The 19541-nt window shown below is 46.3% G+C and carries 10 protein-coding genes; 4 read left to right on the top strand and 6 right to left on the bottom strand.

All coding sequences use genetic code 11. The features are described from left to right. The first annotated feature begins 251 nt into the window (after positions 1-251). Positions 252-413 carry a hypothetical protein gene (locus tag NC994_RS26810; RefSeq protein ID WP_190437655.1) on the top strand — a complete coding sequence of 54 codons (162 nt, stop codon included), beginning with the start codon at positions 252-254 and terminating at the stop codon, positions 411-413. A 31-nt stretch (positions 414-444) separates the two neighbouring features. Here the strand turns inward: NC994_RS26810 and NC994_RS26815 are convergent, their stop codons facing one another. From NC994_RS26815 to NC994_RS26825, 3 genes are all read right to left on the bottom strand, one after another. Continuing rightward, a complete protein-coding gene (locus NC994_RS26815) occupies positions 445-1503 on the bottom strand; it encodes a chemotaxis protein CheW (protein WP_190437658.1) in 1059 nt (352 codons plus the stop codon). A 5-nt stretch (positions 1504-1508) separates the two neighbouring features. Then, the gene (locus NC994_RS26820) at positions 1509-3089 is read right to left on the bottom strand and encodes a CheR family methyltransferase (protein WP_190437661.1); all 1581 of its coding nucleotides are present in this window, start codon (positions 3087-3089) and stop codon (positions 1509-1511) included. 124 nt (positions 3090-3213) lie between these two features. After that, positions 3214-8340, bottom strand: a complete 5127-nt coding sequence (locus NC994_RS26825) for a PAS domain S-box protein (protein WP_190437664.1) — start codon at positions 8338-8340, stop codon at positions 3214-3216. A gap of 887 nt (positions 8341-9227) precedes the next feature. Here NC994_RS26825 and NC994_RS26830 point away from each other — a divergent pair. Next, the gene (locus NC994_RS26830; RefSeq protein ID WP_190437667.1) at positions 9228-9629 is read left to right on the top strand and encodes a response regulator; all 402 of its coding nucleotides are present in this window, start codon (positions 9228-9230) and stop codon (positions 9627-9629) included. Between the two features lie 220 nt (positions 9630-9849). Here the strand turns inward: NC994_RS26830 and NC994_RS26835 are convergent, their stop codons facing one another. Beyond that, positions 9850-12468, bottom strand: coding sequence for an adenylate/guanylate cyclase domain-containing protein (locus NC994_RS26835; RefSeq protein WP_242030550.1), 2619 nt, complete (start codon positions 12466-12468; stop codon positions 9850-9852). A gap of 155 nt (positions 12469-12623) precedes the next feature. Further along, on the bottom strand, positions 12624-14498 hold the full coding sequence (gene recN / locus NC994_RS26840; protein ID WP_190437670.1) for a DNA repair protein RecN: 1875 nt from the start codon (positions 14496-14498) through the stop codon (positions 12624-12626). Positions 14499-14777: 279 nt separating this feature from the next. Here recN and NC994_RS26845 point away from each other — a divergent pair, with 279 nt between their 5' ends. Beyond that, a complete protein-coding gene (locus tag NC994_RS26845; protein WP_190437672.1) occupies positions 14778-16871 on the top strand; it encodes an AarF/ABC1/UbiB kinase family protein in 2094 nt (697 codons plus the stop codon). 306 nt (positions 16872-17177) lie between these two features. Further along, the gene (locus tag NC994_RS26850; RefSeq protein ID WP_190437675.1) at positions 17178-17957 is read left to right on the top strand and encodes a PRC-barrel domain-containing protein; all 780 of its coding nucleotides are present in this window, start codon (positions 17178-17180) and stop codon (positions 17955-17957) included. 48 nt (positions 17958-18005) lie between these two features. Here the strand turns inward: NC994_RS26850 and NC994_RS26855 are convergent, their stop codons facing one another. Beyond that, positions 18006-19328, bottom strand: coding sequence for an ATP-binding protein (locus NC994_RS26855; protein WP_190437678.1), 1323 nt, complete (start codon positions 19326-19328; stop codon positions 18006-18008). Positions 19329-19541: the final 213 nt, after the last annotated feature.

The raw sequence follows: 19541 nt of genomic DNA on the forward strand, positions 1-19541 counted from the left end.
TTGGGAAGAACAACGAAATCGAGAATCCTCTAAGATTGATTGGCAATTTACTACTGCTGATGCTCGCGTTAAGCTCAAGCGTCTTTACCCATCAATTTCGCCTTGACACTCTACTAGGAGTGTTAAGAGTTTAAAAAACTTAAAATATAGAAATGATATTTATTCACGCTGCTAACCAGCCGCATACAGATTAACCAAATGACTGCCTTGAATCTCAACGCAGCTTTGTTGAGGTTTTAAGTGCCAATCGGTTGAGTAATGCCGCAAGCGGTGTCTTTGGCTTGCTGATTGAGAGCCTTCAGCGCTCCAACAACCTGTTAGATAGTGGCTTTCGCTCTTCTCTTCTCAGCATCGCTGCCCCTTCTAATGTTAGCGATGCCGCCTGGGTTGCTTTCTCAACCAGCATTAAATAAAGCTTTCTGGGCAATGGAATGTAACAACTAATCACACTTCTTCATCAACCATCAACCCTGCTTGCATCAGGATTTTGGGTAAATCTAAAATAGCTATCATCTTTTCGCCGTAAGCAACCGTTCCTCGGAGGTATTCATCATTAACAGAACGAGCTGCGGCAGGTACTGGCATCATCTCCGACAGGTGCAAATACATTACATCCAATACCTCATCAACTATCAAACCAGCCACTAGATCGTCGATGCAAGCAACCATCGCCTTCGCTGTATTCTCTAGATTACCCAATGGTAAATTTAATACCCCACGAATATCGATTAATGTCAAAATCTCACCCCGCAAATTCATATTGCCGACAATATAAGGTGGGCAACAAGGAATCGGAGTAACTTTGCGAATATCAGTAAATTCGCGCACGTTCCCCAAATCCACCCCAAAATATTCACCATTTAAATTAATCACTGCCATCGGGCGGCTTCCCGTAAAATCTTGGTTCTCCGCTTGTCGCCTTAAATTTTCTGCCCGTTCCTGGAAAATCGCTATTTCTTCTGAGGTTTTATTGGAGAAAAATAAGCGTCTCTCTTTGGGAGAACCAAAGGCAATATCAGCTTTTGTTTCTGGATTTGGCGATGTTTTTCCTGTAATTAATGTTTCAATTTGTTCTGTAAATTGGAGAAGCTTTTCTGGGTTTAGTAACATCACGATATCTGCCTCTAAATTGGCAATCCCCGTAACAAAATGGGGTTGATTCGCGATTTTTCGTTTATAGGAAAAATCTGCCGCGATCGCATTATTGTAAATTTTCTGCACTTCATGAACTTCATTGACAATAATGCCAAATCTAAATCCCTGACACACCAGAACAATTACACTATCCGTAAGGCAATATTCTGGGAATCCGTACCCTAGGCGAAAATGAAGATCCATGACTGGTAAGATTTCACCCCGGAGATTAAGCACTCCTACCATTTCAGGAGGTGCTTCTACGATTGGCGTTAACTCTGGGAGAAAGAAAATCTCTTGTACTGAAAATGCTTCTACTCCATAAAGGGAAGCATTCAAGCTGAAAATAATATATTGTTTATATTCCATAGAGATTATAACTGTGGTTGTAACATTTTTTGGATGTGTACGATCAATTCTCCAACGGTCATTTTTTCTGGGGATTCAACTATCGATTCTTGAGGTAATTTTTTTAAAATTTCTAAAGCAACTGTTCGCATTTTTAAAGCTCTAGAAAGATTTCCTTCTAGTTCGTAAATGCCGCTAATTTCCAGATATGCCGAGATAGATGAAGGCACTAAGTAAATAATTTTTTTTAATAAACTTTTAGCTTCTTCAACATCCCCCCGTTCTTCCGCAATATGGGCGAGTAGGTATAAAGGTTTTTCAGAAAGAGAATCGATTTTAAGTGCTAGTTGGCAGTAGTGAACTGCCTTGTCATATTCACCTAAGTTGGCATATATTTGAGCCATCAGATAGTAAGAGTCAAAGTTTTTGGGTGCCAAAGCGATCGCTTGCTCTGTTTTTTGAATTGCTGAGGGATAATACTTCTGTTTAAAAAGGGTTTTAGCTTCACATATAAGTGTCTGAAAGGTTGAAGTATTCGTCAGGTTCTCGCTGATTTCAAGATTAGAGAAGCGTCCGCATTCATTGACTTCGTTACTAATTTTATATGTTACTTGTACAAGAGAATAAGTTTTCGGGACTAATTGTGCAAGTTCTATTTTTACCTTATTTGCCGCTGGGGAAGATGGGCAAAGTATTGGTTCTTCAGTGTCAGAATAAACTTTTGCTTTCTTCCTTGAAAGCTTCCCTCCAACCGTCTCTTTAGGGCGTTGATAGATCGTTGATTCGGGAAACGACTCCGTGTGAAATAAGCTGATATCTATCCCCTGAAGTTCCGCATGAGCCGTCAAAAGATATCCTCCTGGTTGTAAAGTATTGTAAAATTTATTGACAACAAGTGAAATAGCAGGTTTATCAAAATAAACAAAGACATTTCGACAAAGAATTAAATCAATATTTTGAACATCTAAAAATAAATCAGGAAAGGGCGTTTTAATTAAATTGACAGTTTTGAAATTAACCATGTTTTGAATGCTGTTGTTAATTTTCCATTCCGTCCCATGTGGCTCAAAGTAGCAGCTTTGTAGTTTCTGGTCTAACAATCGAAATGACCAAGAACTATAAACTCCTTGTTTTGCTTTATTGATAGACTCTTGATTGATATCTGTTCCTAAAATATAGAGATTCCAGCTTTCCCAATCTGGAATGAGTTCGGTGAGGAGAATAGCTAGAGAATAAGGTTCTTCGCCAGTTGAGCATCCCGCGCTCCAAATTCGCAGGGTTTTCGTTTGCTTTTTAGCGGCTATCAATTGCGGTAAAATTTGATATTTTAATAGAGAAAACTGACCTTTATCTCGAAAGAAGTAACTTTCGCCAATTGTTAACAAATTCGCTAGTTCTTGCCATTCGCCCTGACTTTGATAAGTATCGGTTTCTAATAATTGGTAATAAGCCTCAGGAAGATAGATAGAAATGACGTTCATCCGGAAGCAAATTTTTTCACATAAAGCTTCTCGCTCTTGCGGACGAATCTGTAAGCCTATATGAGTCCCAATGAGTTGTATAAAACGCTGTATGAGAGCTTCATTAAATTGTCTTTGAAATGACACGGAATCTCCTTCTCATTAAACTTCCCTGGTAGGACGAGTAAATAGCTTACTGAATACAAGAGGGCGATCGCTTTAGCGGCAGACGCATTCCTCGGCAAGGGCAACGCTTAGTCGTGTTGAGTGGTTACAGGCAAGGAATCATAGGAATTTCAATCCAAAACTCTGCTCCCTGTCCTGGTTCTGACACGCACTTGAGCATTCCGCCATGTTTCTCCACCACAATTTGGTAGCTAATGGATAGCCCCAAACCAGTTCCCTTGCCGACTGGCTTGGTGGTAAAGAAGGGGTCAAACAGACGCTTGATAACGTTCTCTGGCATTCCTGGGCCATTGTCTCGAATCCGAATCACAACGACTTGGTTCTTGGTCATTGGTAATGGATCTTCGGTGATTGGCGTCAGCGACGTGTTAGGGCTTCCAGTCTCTTCCTCATTACCCGTTAGACGATTACGGATTTCGGTGGCGATAGTAATTTTCCTTGGTTCGGGTTGGCTGTCGAGGGCATCAATCGCATTGCTGAGAATGTTCATGAACACTTGATTGAGCTGACCGGCGTAGCAATCGACTAAGGGAAGATTGCCGTACTCCTTCAAGACTTGAATCCCGCCGTAAGCGCCATTGGGTTTCAGACGGCTATGGAGAATTAGCAAACTATTGTCGATTCCCTCGTGGATATCGACCGGCTTCATTTCAGCTTCATCCAGACGAGAGAAGTTCCGCAATGACAAGACAATCTGACGGATGCGGTCAGCGCCCATTTGCATGGAAGATAGCATTTTGGGCAAGTCATCAATGATGAACTCTAAATCAATCTCTTCCTCCTGCGCTTGAATTGCGGGAACGGGATTGGTGTAGTGCTGTTGATAGAGGTGTACGAGATCGAGTAGGTCTTGAATGTAGTCGCTGGTGTGGCTGAGGTTGCCGGTGATGAAATTGACTGGGTTGTTGATTTCGTGGGCGATACCGGCGACCATTTGACCCAAGCTGGACATTTTTTCAGTCTGAATCAGCTGAGATTGGGCTTGTTTGAGATTGTGCAATGCTTGCTCTAGTTGTTGCGTCTGGGTTTGCGCGGCACGGGCGGCGGCACGACTTTGGGCGTAGAGTTCTGCTTGGTCAATGGCGATCGCTAGCTGATCCACGACGCCTTGCAGTAGCTCAATTTCGCTGTCAAGCCAGGGACGAGATCCACTGCTATGACTACAGACAATCGCGCCTAAATGACCGGCGTGGGTTTTCAAAGGTAGCAGCAGCACCGAACGAACGCCCAAATTGCTCAGTAGAGGTGCGATTTGCATTTCTCCATCCTCGGCATTTAGGCTGCGATCGCTTGTCAGATCGTCAACCCGCAACGTCTGAAGTTTGCGGATTTTGTCGCTTAGGGGATCGAGTTTTTCTGGGGGACACTCGGAGAGCAAACTCGGTCTACTCCCGTCTGTTGTCGCTTCGTGAGTTACGGTCAGACTCGCCTGATTGGACTGCGCCCAGCACCACAAATACTGACATTGGTCAACTTGCAACAAACCGCGAATCTCATTGACGGCAGTTCCCAGGATGGTATCTAGGTCGAGGGAATCTCGAATCTGGCTTGCCAATCGGAACAGCAAGGCTTCCCGACGTGCGGAGAGGGCTTCTTTCGCCCAAGACCGATCGATGGCGATCGCGATCGCGTTGACGACCCACCCTAAGACTTGATGAACGGCTTCGGTAAAGCGTTGGCTGCTGCATACAGCCATGACGCCCACCAGTCGCTCTTCGACAATCAGGGGATAGGTTGCTAAATAGCTTTCGGGAATTCGCAAACAGCTTTCAGCAACAAAATCATCGTACAAGCGGGCTTCCAATCCGCCCCCAGACCGATAATTACTATCCTGAGTTAGGTAGGGTTGACGAGTTTGAGCGACGAAGCCGACGAGGGTACCGTCTAGAACCTGGTGACGCTGAGCCAACAAATCTTGCCAATACAATTCGCTGTCTCGATCAACCCTTGTCGTTGCTTGCAATTCCAAGCGATTGAGTTTTTGGTTAAATGTCCAGATACAAGCAAAAGTTGCATCGAGATGCTGCACCATTGCTTCCGTACAGTGATTGAGACTTTCCGATAAAGACCCAGCCGCACCCAAAGCAGTACCGATTTCTGCTTCTAGGGTCGAGAGGCGCGATCGCTCCATCAGTGCTGCTTCTGACTGTTTGCGACCTGTAACATCCCGGAAATAAACCGATAGACCATCTTGATAGGGATAGCCCCGCACTTCAAACCACGACTCCAGCGGCTCGTAGAACACCTCAAAGTGAACCGTTACTTGATTGGCAACTGCCCGCTGGTACTCCTGATAAAAATTAGAAGTGACTGCTTCTGGAAACTCATCCCAAATACACTGATTAATCAACTCATCTTTGCTTCTAAATAAAAGCTGCTCTGCCCGCGAGTTCAAATAGGTGAATCGCCACTCGGTATCTAAAGTAAAGAAAGCATCGGTAATACTTTCCAAAATGCTCCGAGTGCGGTTCTCGCTGTTGACAGCCGCCTCGCGTGCCGCCTGTTCTCTCGCCAAAAGCTGGATGCGCTCCTCCTCTTGCCGCTTGCGCTCGTCGATATCCGTGTTCGTCCCAAACCAACTAACGATCCTGCCTTCGTTATCATGCACGGGTACCGCCCGTCCCAAGTGCCAGCGATAGTTTCCCTCAGCCGCATTCAGCAGGCGAAATTCAACTTCGTAAGGCTCTCCCGTAGAGAGAGAATGACTCCAGCGGGCAATACACCCTGGCACATCCTCCGGATGCAGCACATCTTGCCATCCCCAGCCCACCATTTCCTCGAAGGTGCGTCCGAAATATTCTAGAACGCGCTGGTTCACATAATCGAGTGCGCCATCTGGCTGTGCCGTCCATACCTGTTGCGGAATCACTTCAGCTAAAGCGCGAAAGCGCTGTTCGCTCTGCCGTCGTAATTCTTCTGCCCTTTTGCGCTCAGTGATGTCTTGACGGATTGCTACATATTCAAGGGGTTTTCCATCGGAATTTAAGACGGGCACAATGGTGGTATCTACCCAGTAACAAGTTCCGTCTTTGGCTCGATTTCTGATTTCGCCATGCCAGACGCTGCCACTACTGATGGTTGCCCACATCTGCTGAAAAAATTCCTTGGGGTGATAGTCAGAATTGACGATGCGGTGATTTTGTCCGAGCAGTTCCTCTTTGGAGTATTGAGAAATTTCGCAGAATTTATCGTTTACATAGTTAATCTTTCCGGTGGAGTCAGTAACTGCCACGATTGAAGATTGAGCGAGTGCAAACTTGATGTCTGCCACTTCTTTGAGGGATTCAGACAGTGCAAATTCAGCTCGCTGACGCTGTTGTTGTGCATGAGCGTCTTTGATGGTAATCATCAAGTATCCGGCAATATCAGTTAAGGTGGCTAGCTCATGTTCGCTCCATTTGTATGGTTGCGGCGAGTCAAAGCACAGCAAGCCTACTAACTGGTCGGAATACGGAAACGGTACGTCAAGCATAGACTGAGTTTGGACTGCCAGCAGGACATCAGCGAGAGGTGCTAGCCGGAAGTCTTGGGTAACATCGTTACAGATGAATGATTCGCCCATCTGCAAGGCATTGAGATACTCCGGAGCCGCAGTGAGGTCAACCACCGCTCCTGAGAGTTTCGGCATTCCTGGCGGCTCGATGGCGGAAATTACCGTCAAGATACCTTGGTGATTAATCGTTGAGTAAGCTATTCGCAGATAAGGGAAATATTCGCTAATTTGTTTGAGGGTGCGCTCAATTATTTGCTCTATCGACAAACCAGATCGGGTTTTAGTCGAGATGCTGTTAAGCAACTGAAGACGAGTTTTGCTCTTCAGAAGCGCTGTCTCGGCTCGCTTGGAGAGCGTGATATCTGTCTGAATGCCAACCAAGTAAAGTAAATCGCCATTATCTGAGAACACGGGCGAAATTTTTAATTGGTTCCAGAAAGGTTGACCATCTTTGCGATAGTTTAGCAGCGTGACTTTAACTTCTTTCGCTTGAGCGATCGCATTCCTAATTTTTGCGATCGCTTCTGGATCGGTATCGGCACCTTGCAAAAACCGGCAGTTACGACCAATCGCTTCCTCTGGCTGATACCCAGTAATTCGGGTGAAAGCTGGGTTCGCGTAAACAATCGGGCAATTTGGTTGATGGGGATCGACGATGACAACTCCATCTGAAACTGACTTTACAGCTTGTGCCAGTTTCAGATTTTCTGCGGCGGCTCGACGCAAGGCATCTTCAGTTTGCTGACGTTTGGTGATATCCATAACTGTGCCGATCGTGCGAACCGTTGTTGCCGTTTCGCTGTAAAGAACTTTGCCTTTTCCCGCTAGCCAGCGGATACTGCCATCAGGACAGACAATGCGGAATTCAATCTCGTGGTCTGTTTTACCCTGAATAGAGTCAGCGATCGCCCCAGCGACAAGTTCCCGATCTTCAGGATGAACCCATTTTAGGAAGCATTCCTGAGTTGCGTCAGTGCCCGGAACTAAACCCAATAGCCCCTCTAAATTATCAGATCCTGTTGGAGCGATTCCTTCACCTGTCAAAAGATTAAAATCCTCAATGTTAGTGCCAGAAGCTGCTCGTCCCAACTGAAATCGGGTTTCTTTCTCCTGAAGTGCTGCTTCAGTTTGCTGTTGATTGATGATAATTTGTTCGAGGTTTGTTAAGTTTTTTCCCAGTTGTAAGTGAGCGATCGCTTGCCTTCCTAATGTTCCCAGTGCTTGCTGCTGTTCCTTGCTTAAATCTCGCGGCACATCATCGAGGGCAGATAGCACCCCTACCATCACGCCCTCAGACGTGACTAAGGGCACACCCGCATAAAATCGGATTTTTGGATCGAATTTCACCAAGGCATGGCTAGCAAACCGTTTATCAGACAGGGTATCCCGAACGAGCATCAACTCGCATTCGCAGATTTCTGGTTGCAGGATGGCATAAGTGCAGAAAGCAACATAGGCGTCAGTGTCTGGGGTAGAAATGCCCAATTTTGACTGAAGCCAATGTTGTTTGCCATCCATAAAGCTGAGCAAAGCCATCTTTGTCTGGCAAATATAGGCTGCTAAACGGGTCAGATCGTCGAAAGCAGCTACAGATATTTGAAGATACGCTAGCTCCGGAGGAGCTGTAACGCTGATGCGATCGGGGATAGAGTTGAGTAGCGGACACCATCCCAGAGCATCGAGCGGGATTGCTCCGTTTCCAGGTATTCTTGCGTTCATGTTAAGCGCCCTTTTCTGCGAATGCTGCACTTTTTAGGAGCTAGCTGTATAAATGTTTACTTTTATTAAAACCGGATGATGAAGGCACTCTTTGAGACTTACTTTCCCTTTGCCTCTATGAGAAGCTTTATTGAAAGTTATATGATGTAGATGTTCCCTTATTTAGTTACTGAACTTAATCTTTGATACTGCATCGCTCAAGTTAGGTTAGTTGATGCTAGCCACAGACTAAAAGAAACAACAGCGTAAAGTTTAGGTAGGCAATACCCTCTTCACCGCAATTGCCAAGCCACCATCCGTCTTTAGGGAAAGCTAGGTTTTTGGCTGCAAGCAGAAATGCGATCGCGCTTCTGCTTGCAGCCTGCTAACGAAGCCTTTCTAGAGCAACTTGGCAGAACCTTCTCTATCTAGGATTCCCGTCAAGGATATATTTCTATCACAGACTGATATTTTTTGATTAACAAACACCCCATCCGCTCTTTTAGTATTTTTATCTTTACAAAACAAATGCAGCTTCAGTTTGTTTTCTTGTTACAATTATTTAACTATATTCCCGTAATTCTTCTATTCACTGAGCAATAATCCTCAAGCTATAGTGCATATAGTAGAATGTTTATTTTAATAAAATTCAATTTTTGTAAAGCCTTTTGAGATAGACAAACATTGAACAAACATTTATTAATAAGGAGTCCTAAAAAACTCAACGAAACTAGAAAAGCCTTAAATTAAGAATAGCTGGACAGGATAGATGTATTCTGACAAAGGAAAGCGATGCTCTCTTACCTACTGGGGCTGACGTTAGAATAATTTGGATTGGGCTTTTTAATCGCCTTTGAACCAAATTCAACGATTGTAGGTTTTTGTATACTAAAAATTGGGTAAAGAAGATGTCTTCAACTTTAAGTGATATACCGACTATCCTAGCAGTGGATGATAGTAGCGTCATGCAGACGCTGATCAAACGTGCCCTAGAAAGAGACTACAGAGTTTTGGTGGCAGATAATGCAGTAGATGCCTTATCGGTGATTTACCACCAGCAGATTTCAATTTTATTACTGGATGTTTCCATGCCAGGGGTAGACGGCTTAGAACTCTGCCGCACAGTCCGGAGTTTACCGCAATTTAGCGAGCTACCCATCATCATGCTGACAGCCCGAGACGGAGTTTTTGATAAAGTACAGGGGCGTCTGGCGGGTGCAACTGAATATTTGACAAAACCCTTTGAGGCTGAGCAACTGCGCCAGATTGTTGGCAGTTTTATTAATTCAAATTGTTCAACTGAAATTTAATTTCCACTCCCTCAAACTAGAAGTGTTAGCGTAGCGAATACTTGTTGGTTAAAATTAGTTACCAACACGATGCCATTGGTTCACATCCTCAACTTCTCTCTCAAGTCGGGGATCTCGCCTTCAGGAATCATTTAAGACGGTTACAGTTATCCTAATCCTGGGTTATTTTGCTGATAGCTAATCGCAAAAATAAAGGTTTGAGATTAGCCATTAGCCATTCCTACTTTTCCGTCAGCGTGAAAACTCCATCCCAGTTATCAGGAGGCGGTTCTTGGAGAAACAACTGACAGCGTTTCAGGTGCAAAGCAGCCGCTTTGTCGTTTTTGTCAATTTCTTCCAGAATGGTACCAAACTCACCCATTGCGCGAGTAAACTTGCGATTTAGGTAATACTCGCGTCCTTTATGGTAAAGCTCGATCGTCATTTGCTTTTGATCTGAGATTTTCTCTTCCCGCAGTCCCACCAGTTCATAGATATTCACTGGCGTAGTCTTACCTTTGACTCGAATACAATCAAGTTCTCTTGCCCAAATCAGATTCTTGCAAGGCTGATAAGTGCTTTCGCTAATCACAATATCGCAACCATATTGTTTGCTAGCACCTTCTAAGCGAGATCCCAAATTCACTTCGTCACCAATTGCGGTGAACTCCATGCGCTTACTGGAGCCAATATTACCGCTAATTACCGTACCGGAATTAATCCCAATCCCAATCTTAAACGTTGGGAATCCGATGTCTTGGCGACAGGCATTAAATTCTGTCAAACGATGACGCATTTCGACGGCTGTTTGTACCGACATCCAGGCATGATCCGGCAAGGGTAAGGGAGAACCAAAGACTGCCATAATGGCATCGCCAATATATTTATCGAGGGTGCCTTTGTGTGTAAAAACAGCGTCTACCATCGACTCAAAATATTCATTGAGCATCTGCACCACGTCTTCTGCATTCATACTTTCGGTTAAGGTGGTGTAGCTGCGAATATCTGAGAACAAGATGGAAACTTCTTTTTTATCGCCCCCTAGTTTGGCATCACCGCTATTGATTAACTGTTCTGCTAATTCTTGAGTCATGTAGCGGTACATCGTACTCTTGAGCCGTTTCTCCTGAGAGATGTCATCCATCACCACCAAGGCACCGTAGACGTTGTTATTGTCGCTGGCATCTGCAATGGAGTTAATTGACAGGTGAACGCTATGTTGTTCTTCTTCTGTAGAGAGCAGAGTTTGATCGGGGTAGTATTGCTGGCGGCTTTTTTCTTCAGCGGCGTCTATCGCAGCTTTAAACCATTTAGAAAAGTCACCTTCTTTGATGCGGATCAGATCGGCAATTTTTCTACCTTCTATATGGTCTTCATTTTTAAATCCTAAGAGTCGCTTAGCGCTTTCATTCGCTGCAATAATCTGACCGGATTTATCAGTAGAGAGAACTCCATTAGAAAGGCTGCGGAGAATATCACGCTGCATTTGTTCTTGCTGTTTGACCGTAGCAAACAGTTTGGCATTTTGCAGCGCTACACCGGCTTGAATATTAAATGCTTCCATGAAAGCTTCATCGCTTTGATTAAAGCTTGCCTTCCAGCATTCGGGGGGTTCGGGCCAAGTTTCCGGATTATAAGGGGGAAATTCTCCCTGTTTTTTCTTATTTACAAGTTGGGTGACACCGATCAACGCTTTGTCAGCGTTAAAGATTGGCATGCATAATAAGCTACAAGTACGATAGCCATTTGCCTGATCGACTTGTTTAGATACTTCAGAATCTGGATCGGCATAGAGGTCAAAGGAGATATTCAGGGGTTTGCCGGATTCAGCAACTTTCCCGACATAACCTTTTCCGACTGGCACTCGCAGTTCTCGCATGGAACCGTCGGAAAGAGGGATTCTTGTCCATAAGTCATGGCGATCGCTATCTAACAGCCACAGGGTGCTACGATCTGCATTCATCAGCTCCTGGGCTTCATGCATCACCCGGTTCAGGGTATCTTCTAAGTCGAGATTGCTTTGGCTTAAGGATCGAGTCGCCTTCATCAAGGCATCAGAAGCCCGCTGTCTCTGCGTTGCCATGTAAAAAGAGCGGGAACTTTCTAGAATCAGGCGAATGGAAGGCGCAAATTCTGCAAAAATTCTTTCATCTTTTGAAGTAAAACCATTGAGATCGATTCTTTCCCCTAACGGCTTTCCTGGCTGATTTGGTAAATTTAATTTATTAATTAATTGAACGACAGCGACTAAATTTCCCTCTTCGTTTACCAGAGGTAAAGTCAACATCGTATAGGTGCGATAGCCATTTTCTTGGTCTTTCTTTTTGGCGAACGCAGAGCGCGGATCTTCGTAAAAATCAAAGGGAATATTAATACTTTTTTTATGGGTTGCTACCTCACCGGCAATGCCTTTATCGGCCGGAATCCGCAACTCTAAAGGTCGCCCCTCTGCGCCTTCAGCAAGAATTGACCAGAGTTGGTTCTTTTCTTCATCCAGTAAATAGATGGTTGTGCGATCTGCGCCGAGTAATTCTCCGGTTTTTAAGGTAATGGCATTCAACATTTCTTGAAGAATGGCATCAAACCCCTGACTATCAGTCAACATCGACAGGGTTTGATTGACTACCTGAAGTTTTTCTTCGACACCTGTGACGACTTCTTTGAAAGTTTCCTTATTCAGTGGGGCAAGAAGTGCCGTAAAACTTCCTTCTTTTGTGGCTAATGCACCACCTGTACCAGTAGGAATATTTGTAGAGGTTTGGGGAATTTGATTCCCTGTTTGATTTTCATCGTGGGGAACAACATCAATCACCCTGTCTGTATCGTTCCAACCATGCATTTTGGTAGATGAAGGTGTCATAGATTTTTTCAGATGCCTGAATTTGAGCGAGGTACGAGGCGGTGGAATTATCCTACAAATTTAACAGCCAAACTTTTTGTGCCTAGTGAGCAAATGCCATACTACTTACTCAACAGTTTACTCTTTGTTTTGGGGTTGGATAGAGGGCAGGTTATTTATTTGTTGTTATTAGTCTTGCGTCCATTATGTTTGACTGCGGCTTGAGCTAGCAAGGACTCTGCAAAAGCGATCGCATCTTTGGCAGAATGTCCCCCAGCTAGTGTTGCTAATTCTTGGCGGCGAGTCTGGTGATTGTCAAGCACGCTGACTCGGACAACCGTGCGTTCGGAAGCCTGAAGGATGTAAGATGTCGGGTCTTCTTCCCGGAGTCCTTGAATTGCTCTCTCTAAGGGGAGGGTTGGATGAATTGCTTCGGCGTTGGTTGTCGAGACTTCGCCCTTTTTCCCAGCCTTCTTGGAGGGATCTGGCTTCTGGCTTCCTTCAACGACGTGTTTATCGACGCGGAAATGGCGGTCAGCCATTGCGGCGACGAGGGGTTGGTGAGTGACGCAAAGAACTTGGTGTCCCTGAGAAAGTTGGTGGAGTTTCTCTGCGATCGCTTGGGCAACCCGGCCGGACACCCCAACATCGATTTCGTCAAAAATTAGGGTTCCGGCGGCTTCCAGTTGCGAGAAACAAGCTTTCAGCGCCAGCAGGAAGCGGCTCATTTCCCCCCCAGAGGCAGTGGCAGACAGCGGTTGCAGGGGTTCGCCTGGGTTGGGACTAAAATAAAAGGCGATTGCGTCGGCACCTGTTGCGGTTGGGGGACAAGGGGTAATTTTGACTTGAAACTGCACCTTTTCCATCGCTAAAGGCTTGAGTTCTGCCACGAGCCTGCTTTCTAGTTCGTTGGCAGCAACGCCGCGCAAAGCGGTCAACTGGTCAGCCGTGGATGTCAAAGTTTCATGACATCGAGAATAGATTTTTTCCAGTTCTTCGAGGGAGTGACCGCTATCGGTGAGGAGAGCGAGTTCAGCTTGGATGCTCTGACTGTAAGCGATCGCTTCCCCTAACGTCGGGCCATACTTGCGGCAAATCTGCTTCAGGGTGCGGATGCGCTCTTCTACTTCCGCCAGTCGCTGGGGATCGGCTTCTAAAGAAGCACCGTAAGCATTAATTTGCTGTCCGGCTTCCACCACTTGCGCCAGAGCCGTACTCACCATATCCAGAACGGGTTGCAGCGTGGCATCATAAGTCACCATATCAATCAGCGTGGCTTCAGCTTGACCTAATAAGTCTGCACCCGCTGACTCCCCCGCATCATTTTGATAAAGAGCTTGATAAACCTGATAACTCAGCTGTTGTAACTCCACCACATGACTTAAGCGCTGGCGTTCTTGTTCGAGCTGTTCTGGCTCATCCGGTTCGCTCAAATTAGCGGCAGTTAATTCTTGGGCTTGATACTGTAGTAAATCGAGCCGTTGCAAGCGTTGCTGCTCGGACTGACGGCGTTTGTCTAAGCGATCTCGTGCTTGTTGGCAGTCGAGATAGGCAGCTTGAACGACTGAGCGTTGCTGTAGCACCGCCTCGCCGCCATAGACATCCAGTAACTCTCGCTGAAGCGCGGGTGCCACGAGTTGCACGGTTTGACCTTGGGCAGTAATTTCTACTAAGCGATCGCGCAGGCGATCCATTAATTGCCGGTTGACCAGAACGCCATTGACGCGAGAGCGGCTGCGGAGGCTTCCTTGCAGGCAGGCTATCTCCCGACAACAAACCACGGCTGTATCATCCAGCAGCTCGATCTCTTGTTCGGAGAGCCACTCGGTCACAACTCGGTCAACCTTGAAGGTGGCTTCCACCAAAGCGCGATCGCTACCCGTGCGAATCGACCATTTGCTGACTTTTCCGCCCAAGGCGGCGTCAATCGCATCCAGAATAATCGACTTTCCCGCGCCGGTTTCGCCGGTCAGAACATTCAATCCAGAGCCAAATTCAAGCTCCAGATGGTCAATCAAGGCAAAGTTTTCAATCCGTAGGGACAGGAGCATGGAGCAAAATTCACCTTGAGGGAAGAGGGCAGGCAGTGGCAACCCAATGAACAATGGCAAGTGCGAAGCATTTGATGCTGTGCGAGTTATTTAAAAAAGGTACTGGGCTACCAAACTTAGTTTAGTGTTTAGTTTTAAGTCCCGAAACTTTTTCAGGGTAGCGGGAAATTGACCGAACTGGCATTGTCCCCAGCTAGAGCCGGAATACCTTGTCCTGGCGCTTCCCCTACTTATTGTTACAATACTTAACAGAGTTGCTCTGAGTCGGTTCCCAAGCTTATGAATGTTAAAAGAGTCTCCCCTATGTCACATCGGACAGACGCAAGCGATCGCATTTCTACAACAGGTGTGATGAAACCTGCCCAGACAGCGTCCGCCGCGCCAGGAGAGGCGGTCGTGGTGGAGTATGAGCTGACGCCGACAGCAGAGCAATATCCAGCAGCCGTAGATGCCCAAACCGCCTATATCCAAGCAGAAGAACTGCGCTACGACCCCGTCGCCATTACCGATTACTACCGGAGGCGTCCATTCCAAGTTTGGGGGCGATTGTTCAATATTCTGGTGCCGATACTCCGCTTTGGACTGAGTTTGTGGTGGGACAAGCAAACAGGTAGCGTTCCCAAGAACGAGCGGAAACGGGCAATTCGATTGCGGACAATCATCACGAGACTGGGACCCGCCTATATTAAGGTGGGGCAAGCGCTCTCGACCCGACCAGACTTAGTTCCGACGACTTATTTAGACGAACTAAGTCACCTGCAAGACCAACTGCCACCTTTTCCCAATGAATTAGCTTATCGGTTTATTGAGGAAGAATTAGGCGATCGCCCCGAACAAATTTACGCCGAACTCTCCCCCACCCCGGTAGCCGCTGCCTCCTTGGGACAAGTCTACAAAGGCAAGCTCAAGACTGGCGAAACCGTCGCTGTGAAGGTGCAGCGTCCCGGCTTAAGAGAAAACATTGCCCTAGATATTTACATCCTGCGTACCCTTGCCGGGTGGGCGCAGAGAAATCTCAAACAGGTGCGGAGCGACCTCGTATCCATCATGGATGAATTTGGCACCCGCATCTATGAAGAGATGGACTATACCCAAGAGGGTCACAACGCCGAGCGCTTTGCCTCTCTATACGGTCACTTACAAGATATTTACATTCCCAAGATTTACTGGGAATACACCCAGCGTCGCGTCCTGACAATGGAGTGGATTAACGGCACCAAATTGACCCAGCCAGAGGCACTCCGCGCTCAGGGAATTGATGCCGTTCATTTAATCGAGGTTGGCGTTCAGTGTTCGTTGCGGCAATTGCTAGAACATGGCTTTTTCCACGCTGACCCCCATCCAGGTAACTTGTTAGCGACGACTGACGGTCAACTTGCTTATCTGGATTTTGGCATGATGAGCGATGTGAAGCCTTATCAGCGGTATGGCTTAATTGAAGCCGTGGTTCACATGGTCAACCGGGACTTTGAAGGCTTAGCCCGCGACTACGTGAATCTAGAGTTTTTAACCCCTGATACTGACCTGACCCCGATTATCCCAGCTCTTTCCAAGGTCTTCAGCAATGCGCTGGGAGCCAGTGTCGCGGAGATGAACTTTAAGAGCATCACTGATGATATGTCGGCGTTGATGTATGAATATCCCTTCCGCGTCCCCGCCTACTACGCGCTGATTATCCGCTCTCTGGTCACGTTAGAAGGGATTGCGATTAATGTCGATCCCAATTTCAAAGTTCTCAGTAAAGCGTATCCCTACGTTGCCAAGCGCCTCTTGACAGACCCTTCCCCGGAATTGCGGGCATCTCTGCGCGACCTCCTGTTCAAAGACGGCAGTTTCCGCTGGAATCGTCTGGAAAATCTGTTAAAAAATGCCCGTTTCAGTGACGATTATGACCTGACTCAGGTGCTGAACCAGACTCTAGATTTTCTGTTCTCAGAGCGGGGTGCATTTATCCGGGAACACCTAACGGATGAAATTGTGAAGGGTATCGATTCGCTGGGACGCCGCACCTTCCAAAATGTCACGTATTCGCTACGCGAACGGGTAGGGATGACGGTGAATGAAGCACCGCCGTCGGCAGAAACGCCCGCCAGTCTGGAGCATATTAAACGGATCTGGGATATTCTCCAAGAAACGAGCGGATTTGACGCGATGCAACTGCTGCCTGTGATTCCCCAATTGCTGATGAAGCCAGAAACTCAGCGCATGGGTCAAAAAATTGCCGGTGGTTTGGTGCAGCGAGTTGCGGCGCGATTGATTCGGGACGTTTTACTTCAGGATGCGCCCCCAAAAGCCTCCCAGAACGGTCACACGCCACGTACTTATCCCCCAACATCACCACGCTTAGCGTTGCCGCCTGCTGCCGCGAGATAGGGCTGTAGAGACCGTCGGGGCACAGGAAAACTAGCTGGGTCATTGAAGAGCGTGAAGAGCGATCGCTCTGGTGACAATCTCGTTCAGTTGAGAATGATCTTAGTTAAGAATTATCTTAGGTTGGGTGGAGCGTCAGCGAAACCCAACTTTTGCTTTATTAGGTTGGTTTTCTGGGCTTAATCTCAACTCACACTTTGATTAGGAAACGTTTACAAGAAAGCTAAGTTTGAGGCGATCGCTTCCCGACTCTTGTTAATCTAAAGCAGCATATATTGCCAATTGGATGAATCTCTAAGGATTTTGGTCATGAACGCGCAACCACAGATAATTAGACAAAGTGACTTACTCAATCGGCTGGTACTCGATCGCAGTACAGCAGAAGAAGTCGGTCGGGTAGAGCAATTGTGGCTAAGTTCTCAATCTCACCAAGTCGTAGGGTTTAGCTGCAAGTCAGGATTTTTGGGTAGTCTGAAACAGGTGTTTAGGTGGGAGCAAATTACTACGATTGGCACCGATAGTATTATTGTCAACAACACTCCAGAAGTTATTGAACCCGAAACGCCAATTCAGAAAATTTCTTTAATTGGACATGAGGTGTGGACTGACGCTGGCAACAAAGCTGGCAAAATTATAGACTATCTCTTCAATCCTAAAACCGGCGCTGTTGTTAATTACTTATTTGTTTCTAGTGGTTGGCGCGGTGTTTTGAATGGTGTTTATTTGCTCCCGGTAGAAGCTATTTCTAGCACGGGTAGTAAACGAGCGCTTGTCGCGGATGCCATCGTCCAAACTCCGCAACAGTACACCCAGGGACTTAATCAAAAAATGAGTCAAGCCGCAGAGTTACTGAGAGAAGACTATAAGAAAACTCAGGATGATTTAGAAGCGCTAAAGCGCAGCGCTCAAAATATTGCTGAGCAAGTCAAAGACACAACTGAAACGGTGACTGGGATTGCTAAAGAAAAGTTTTCTGAGGCGACGCAGCGACAAGACACTTCTCAACCAAATGAGACGATAAAAACAATTGATACGACGGCTCAGTCTTTACCAAACGAGCCTCCAGAGCTACCTGGAAACACTAATTAAGCTAATAGGATAAAAAATCGATGATGAAGCACATCAAATAATCTTTACTTATCGGTTTTGATTCAGGTGATTGAGGGGCAACTTAACAGTAAAAGTCGTGCCGCTGCCAACTTCACTTTCGACAGCGATCGCACCATCGTGTAAATCAACACACTCTTTAACGATTGTCAATCCCAGCCCTGTACCAGAGATTGTGCCGACATTCGTTCCTCGATGGAATCGCTCAAACAAGCGTCGTTGGTCCTCTTTTGGGATTCCTATTCCCTCGTCCTGAATTTGGAAGATTGCCTCACGATCCTGACAGATAAGTTCAAAATGAACTTTGCCACCTCTAGGAGAATATTTAATTGCATTTGAAAGCAAATGGTCAATAATTTGTCGCAGCAGCTTTTTATCCAGGTAGGCGTTAGCACACTGCCCTTGATGAATAAAAGTAATCGCGTGTTGGGAGCCTATGCTAAGTTGCAATTCTTCCACCAACTCGCGGCTAAACTCTACTAAATCTACTGGTATGGGATTAAGCTCTAACTTGCCAGCCTCTGTTTTATCCAGAAGGAGGATGTCGTTTAACAACCGAGCCATTTGTTTGCTAGCGGCTCTTATTTTCTGGAAATGCGAGTCTTTTTGTACGTCAGATAATTTGTGTTTGTAGCGTTCCAGTAATTCAGCAGACATAGAGATAATTGTCAGTGGCGTGCGGAATTCATGAGATGCAGCCCTGATGAAGCGAGATTTGAGATTGCTAAGTTCTTTTTCTTGTTCTAGTGCTTTTCGGGTTTGTTCCGCCTGTTTATGGCGTTCGGTGATGTCACGCACCAGCCAGCGCAAACCGATTAAGTTGCCGGAGCGATCGCGTATAGCAGCCACGTTCAGTGCAGCTGGGAACGGCTGACCTTTTGAGGGTTGTAAGCGCACTTCCCAGTCGTGCAACTGCGGGAAGTGATTCAATTCGGTCAATATATCCCTAAAAGTTTTGCGATCTTCCTTAGCCACAAAAATCGCCATCGGTTTGCCGATTAGAGAATTTTGGGATCGGTTCAGCAAAGACGCCGCCGTGCGGTTAGCCTCCTGAACGATTCCAGAGGTATTCGTCACGATGTACCCGTCTGGGGCAAACTCAAATAGCTCTTGGTAGCGCTGGCGTTCTGCTTTTACAGTCTCGCAGGCGATCGCAAGTTGTTCGTTGCGTTGCTGCAACTCCTCTGTAGCCACCTGTAATTCTTCCAAAACCGTGGAGAGTTCCTGCAAAGCCTCCATTGTCAGTGTTTCCTGCGGATGCGGAAGGGATGGGGATTCCCTAGTACGCTGCCACAGCTCGTGCAGGCGCTGTTGTGCCGCCTCAATCTGTTGGTTAAAAATTTCCTCTTCCATCACGTACTTGTTCTGTGAGAATTAAGCTTAAGGGTTGATGCGCTTGCAGGAGTTTTCCTAAATTCACGAGCGATCGCTTCCTTCATACTCACAGATTTATCAGGGTAAGCGCATCTAAATTCGGGTGTAAATATGATACTAGAGAGATGCAATCTACCTCGAAGGGTGAGGCGGTTTCATGACAAAAAACTTAGACTCAACTACACCAGGTGA

The sequence above is a fragment of the Trichocoleus sp. AS-A1 genome, assembly GCF_039962015.1.
Taxonomy (GTDB): domain Bacteria; phylum Cyanobacteriota; class Cyanobacteriia; order Cyanobacteriales; family FACHB-T130; genus FACHB-T130.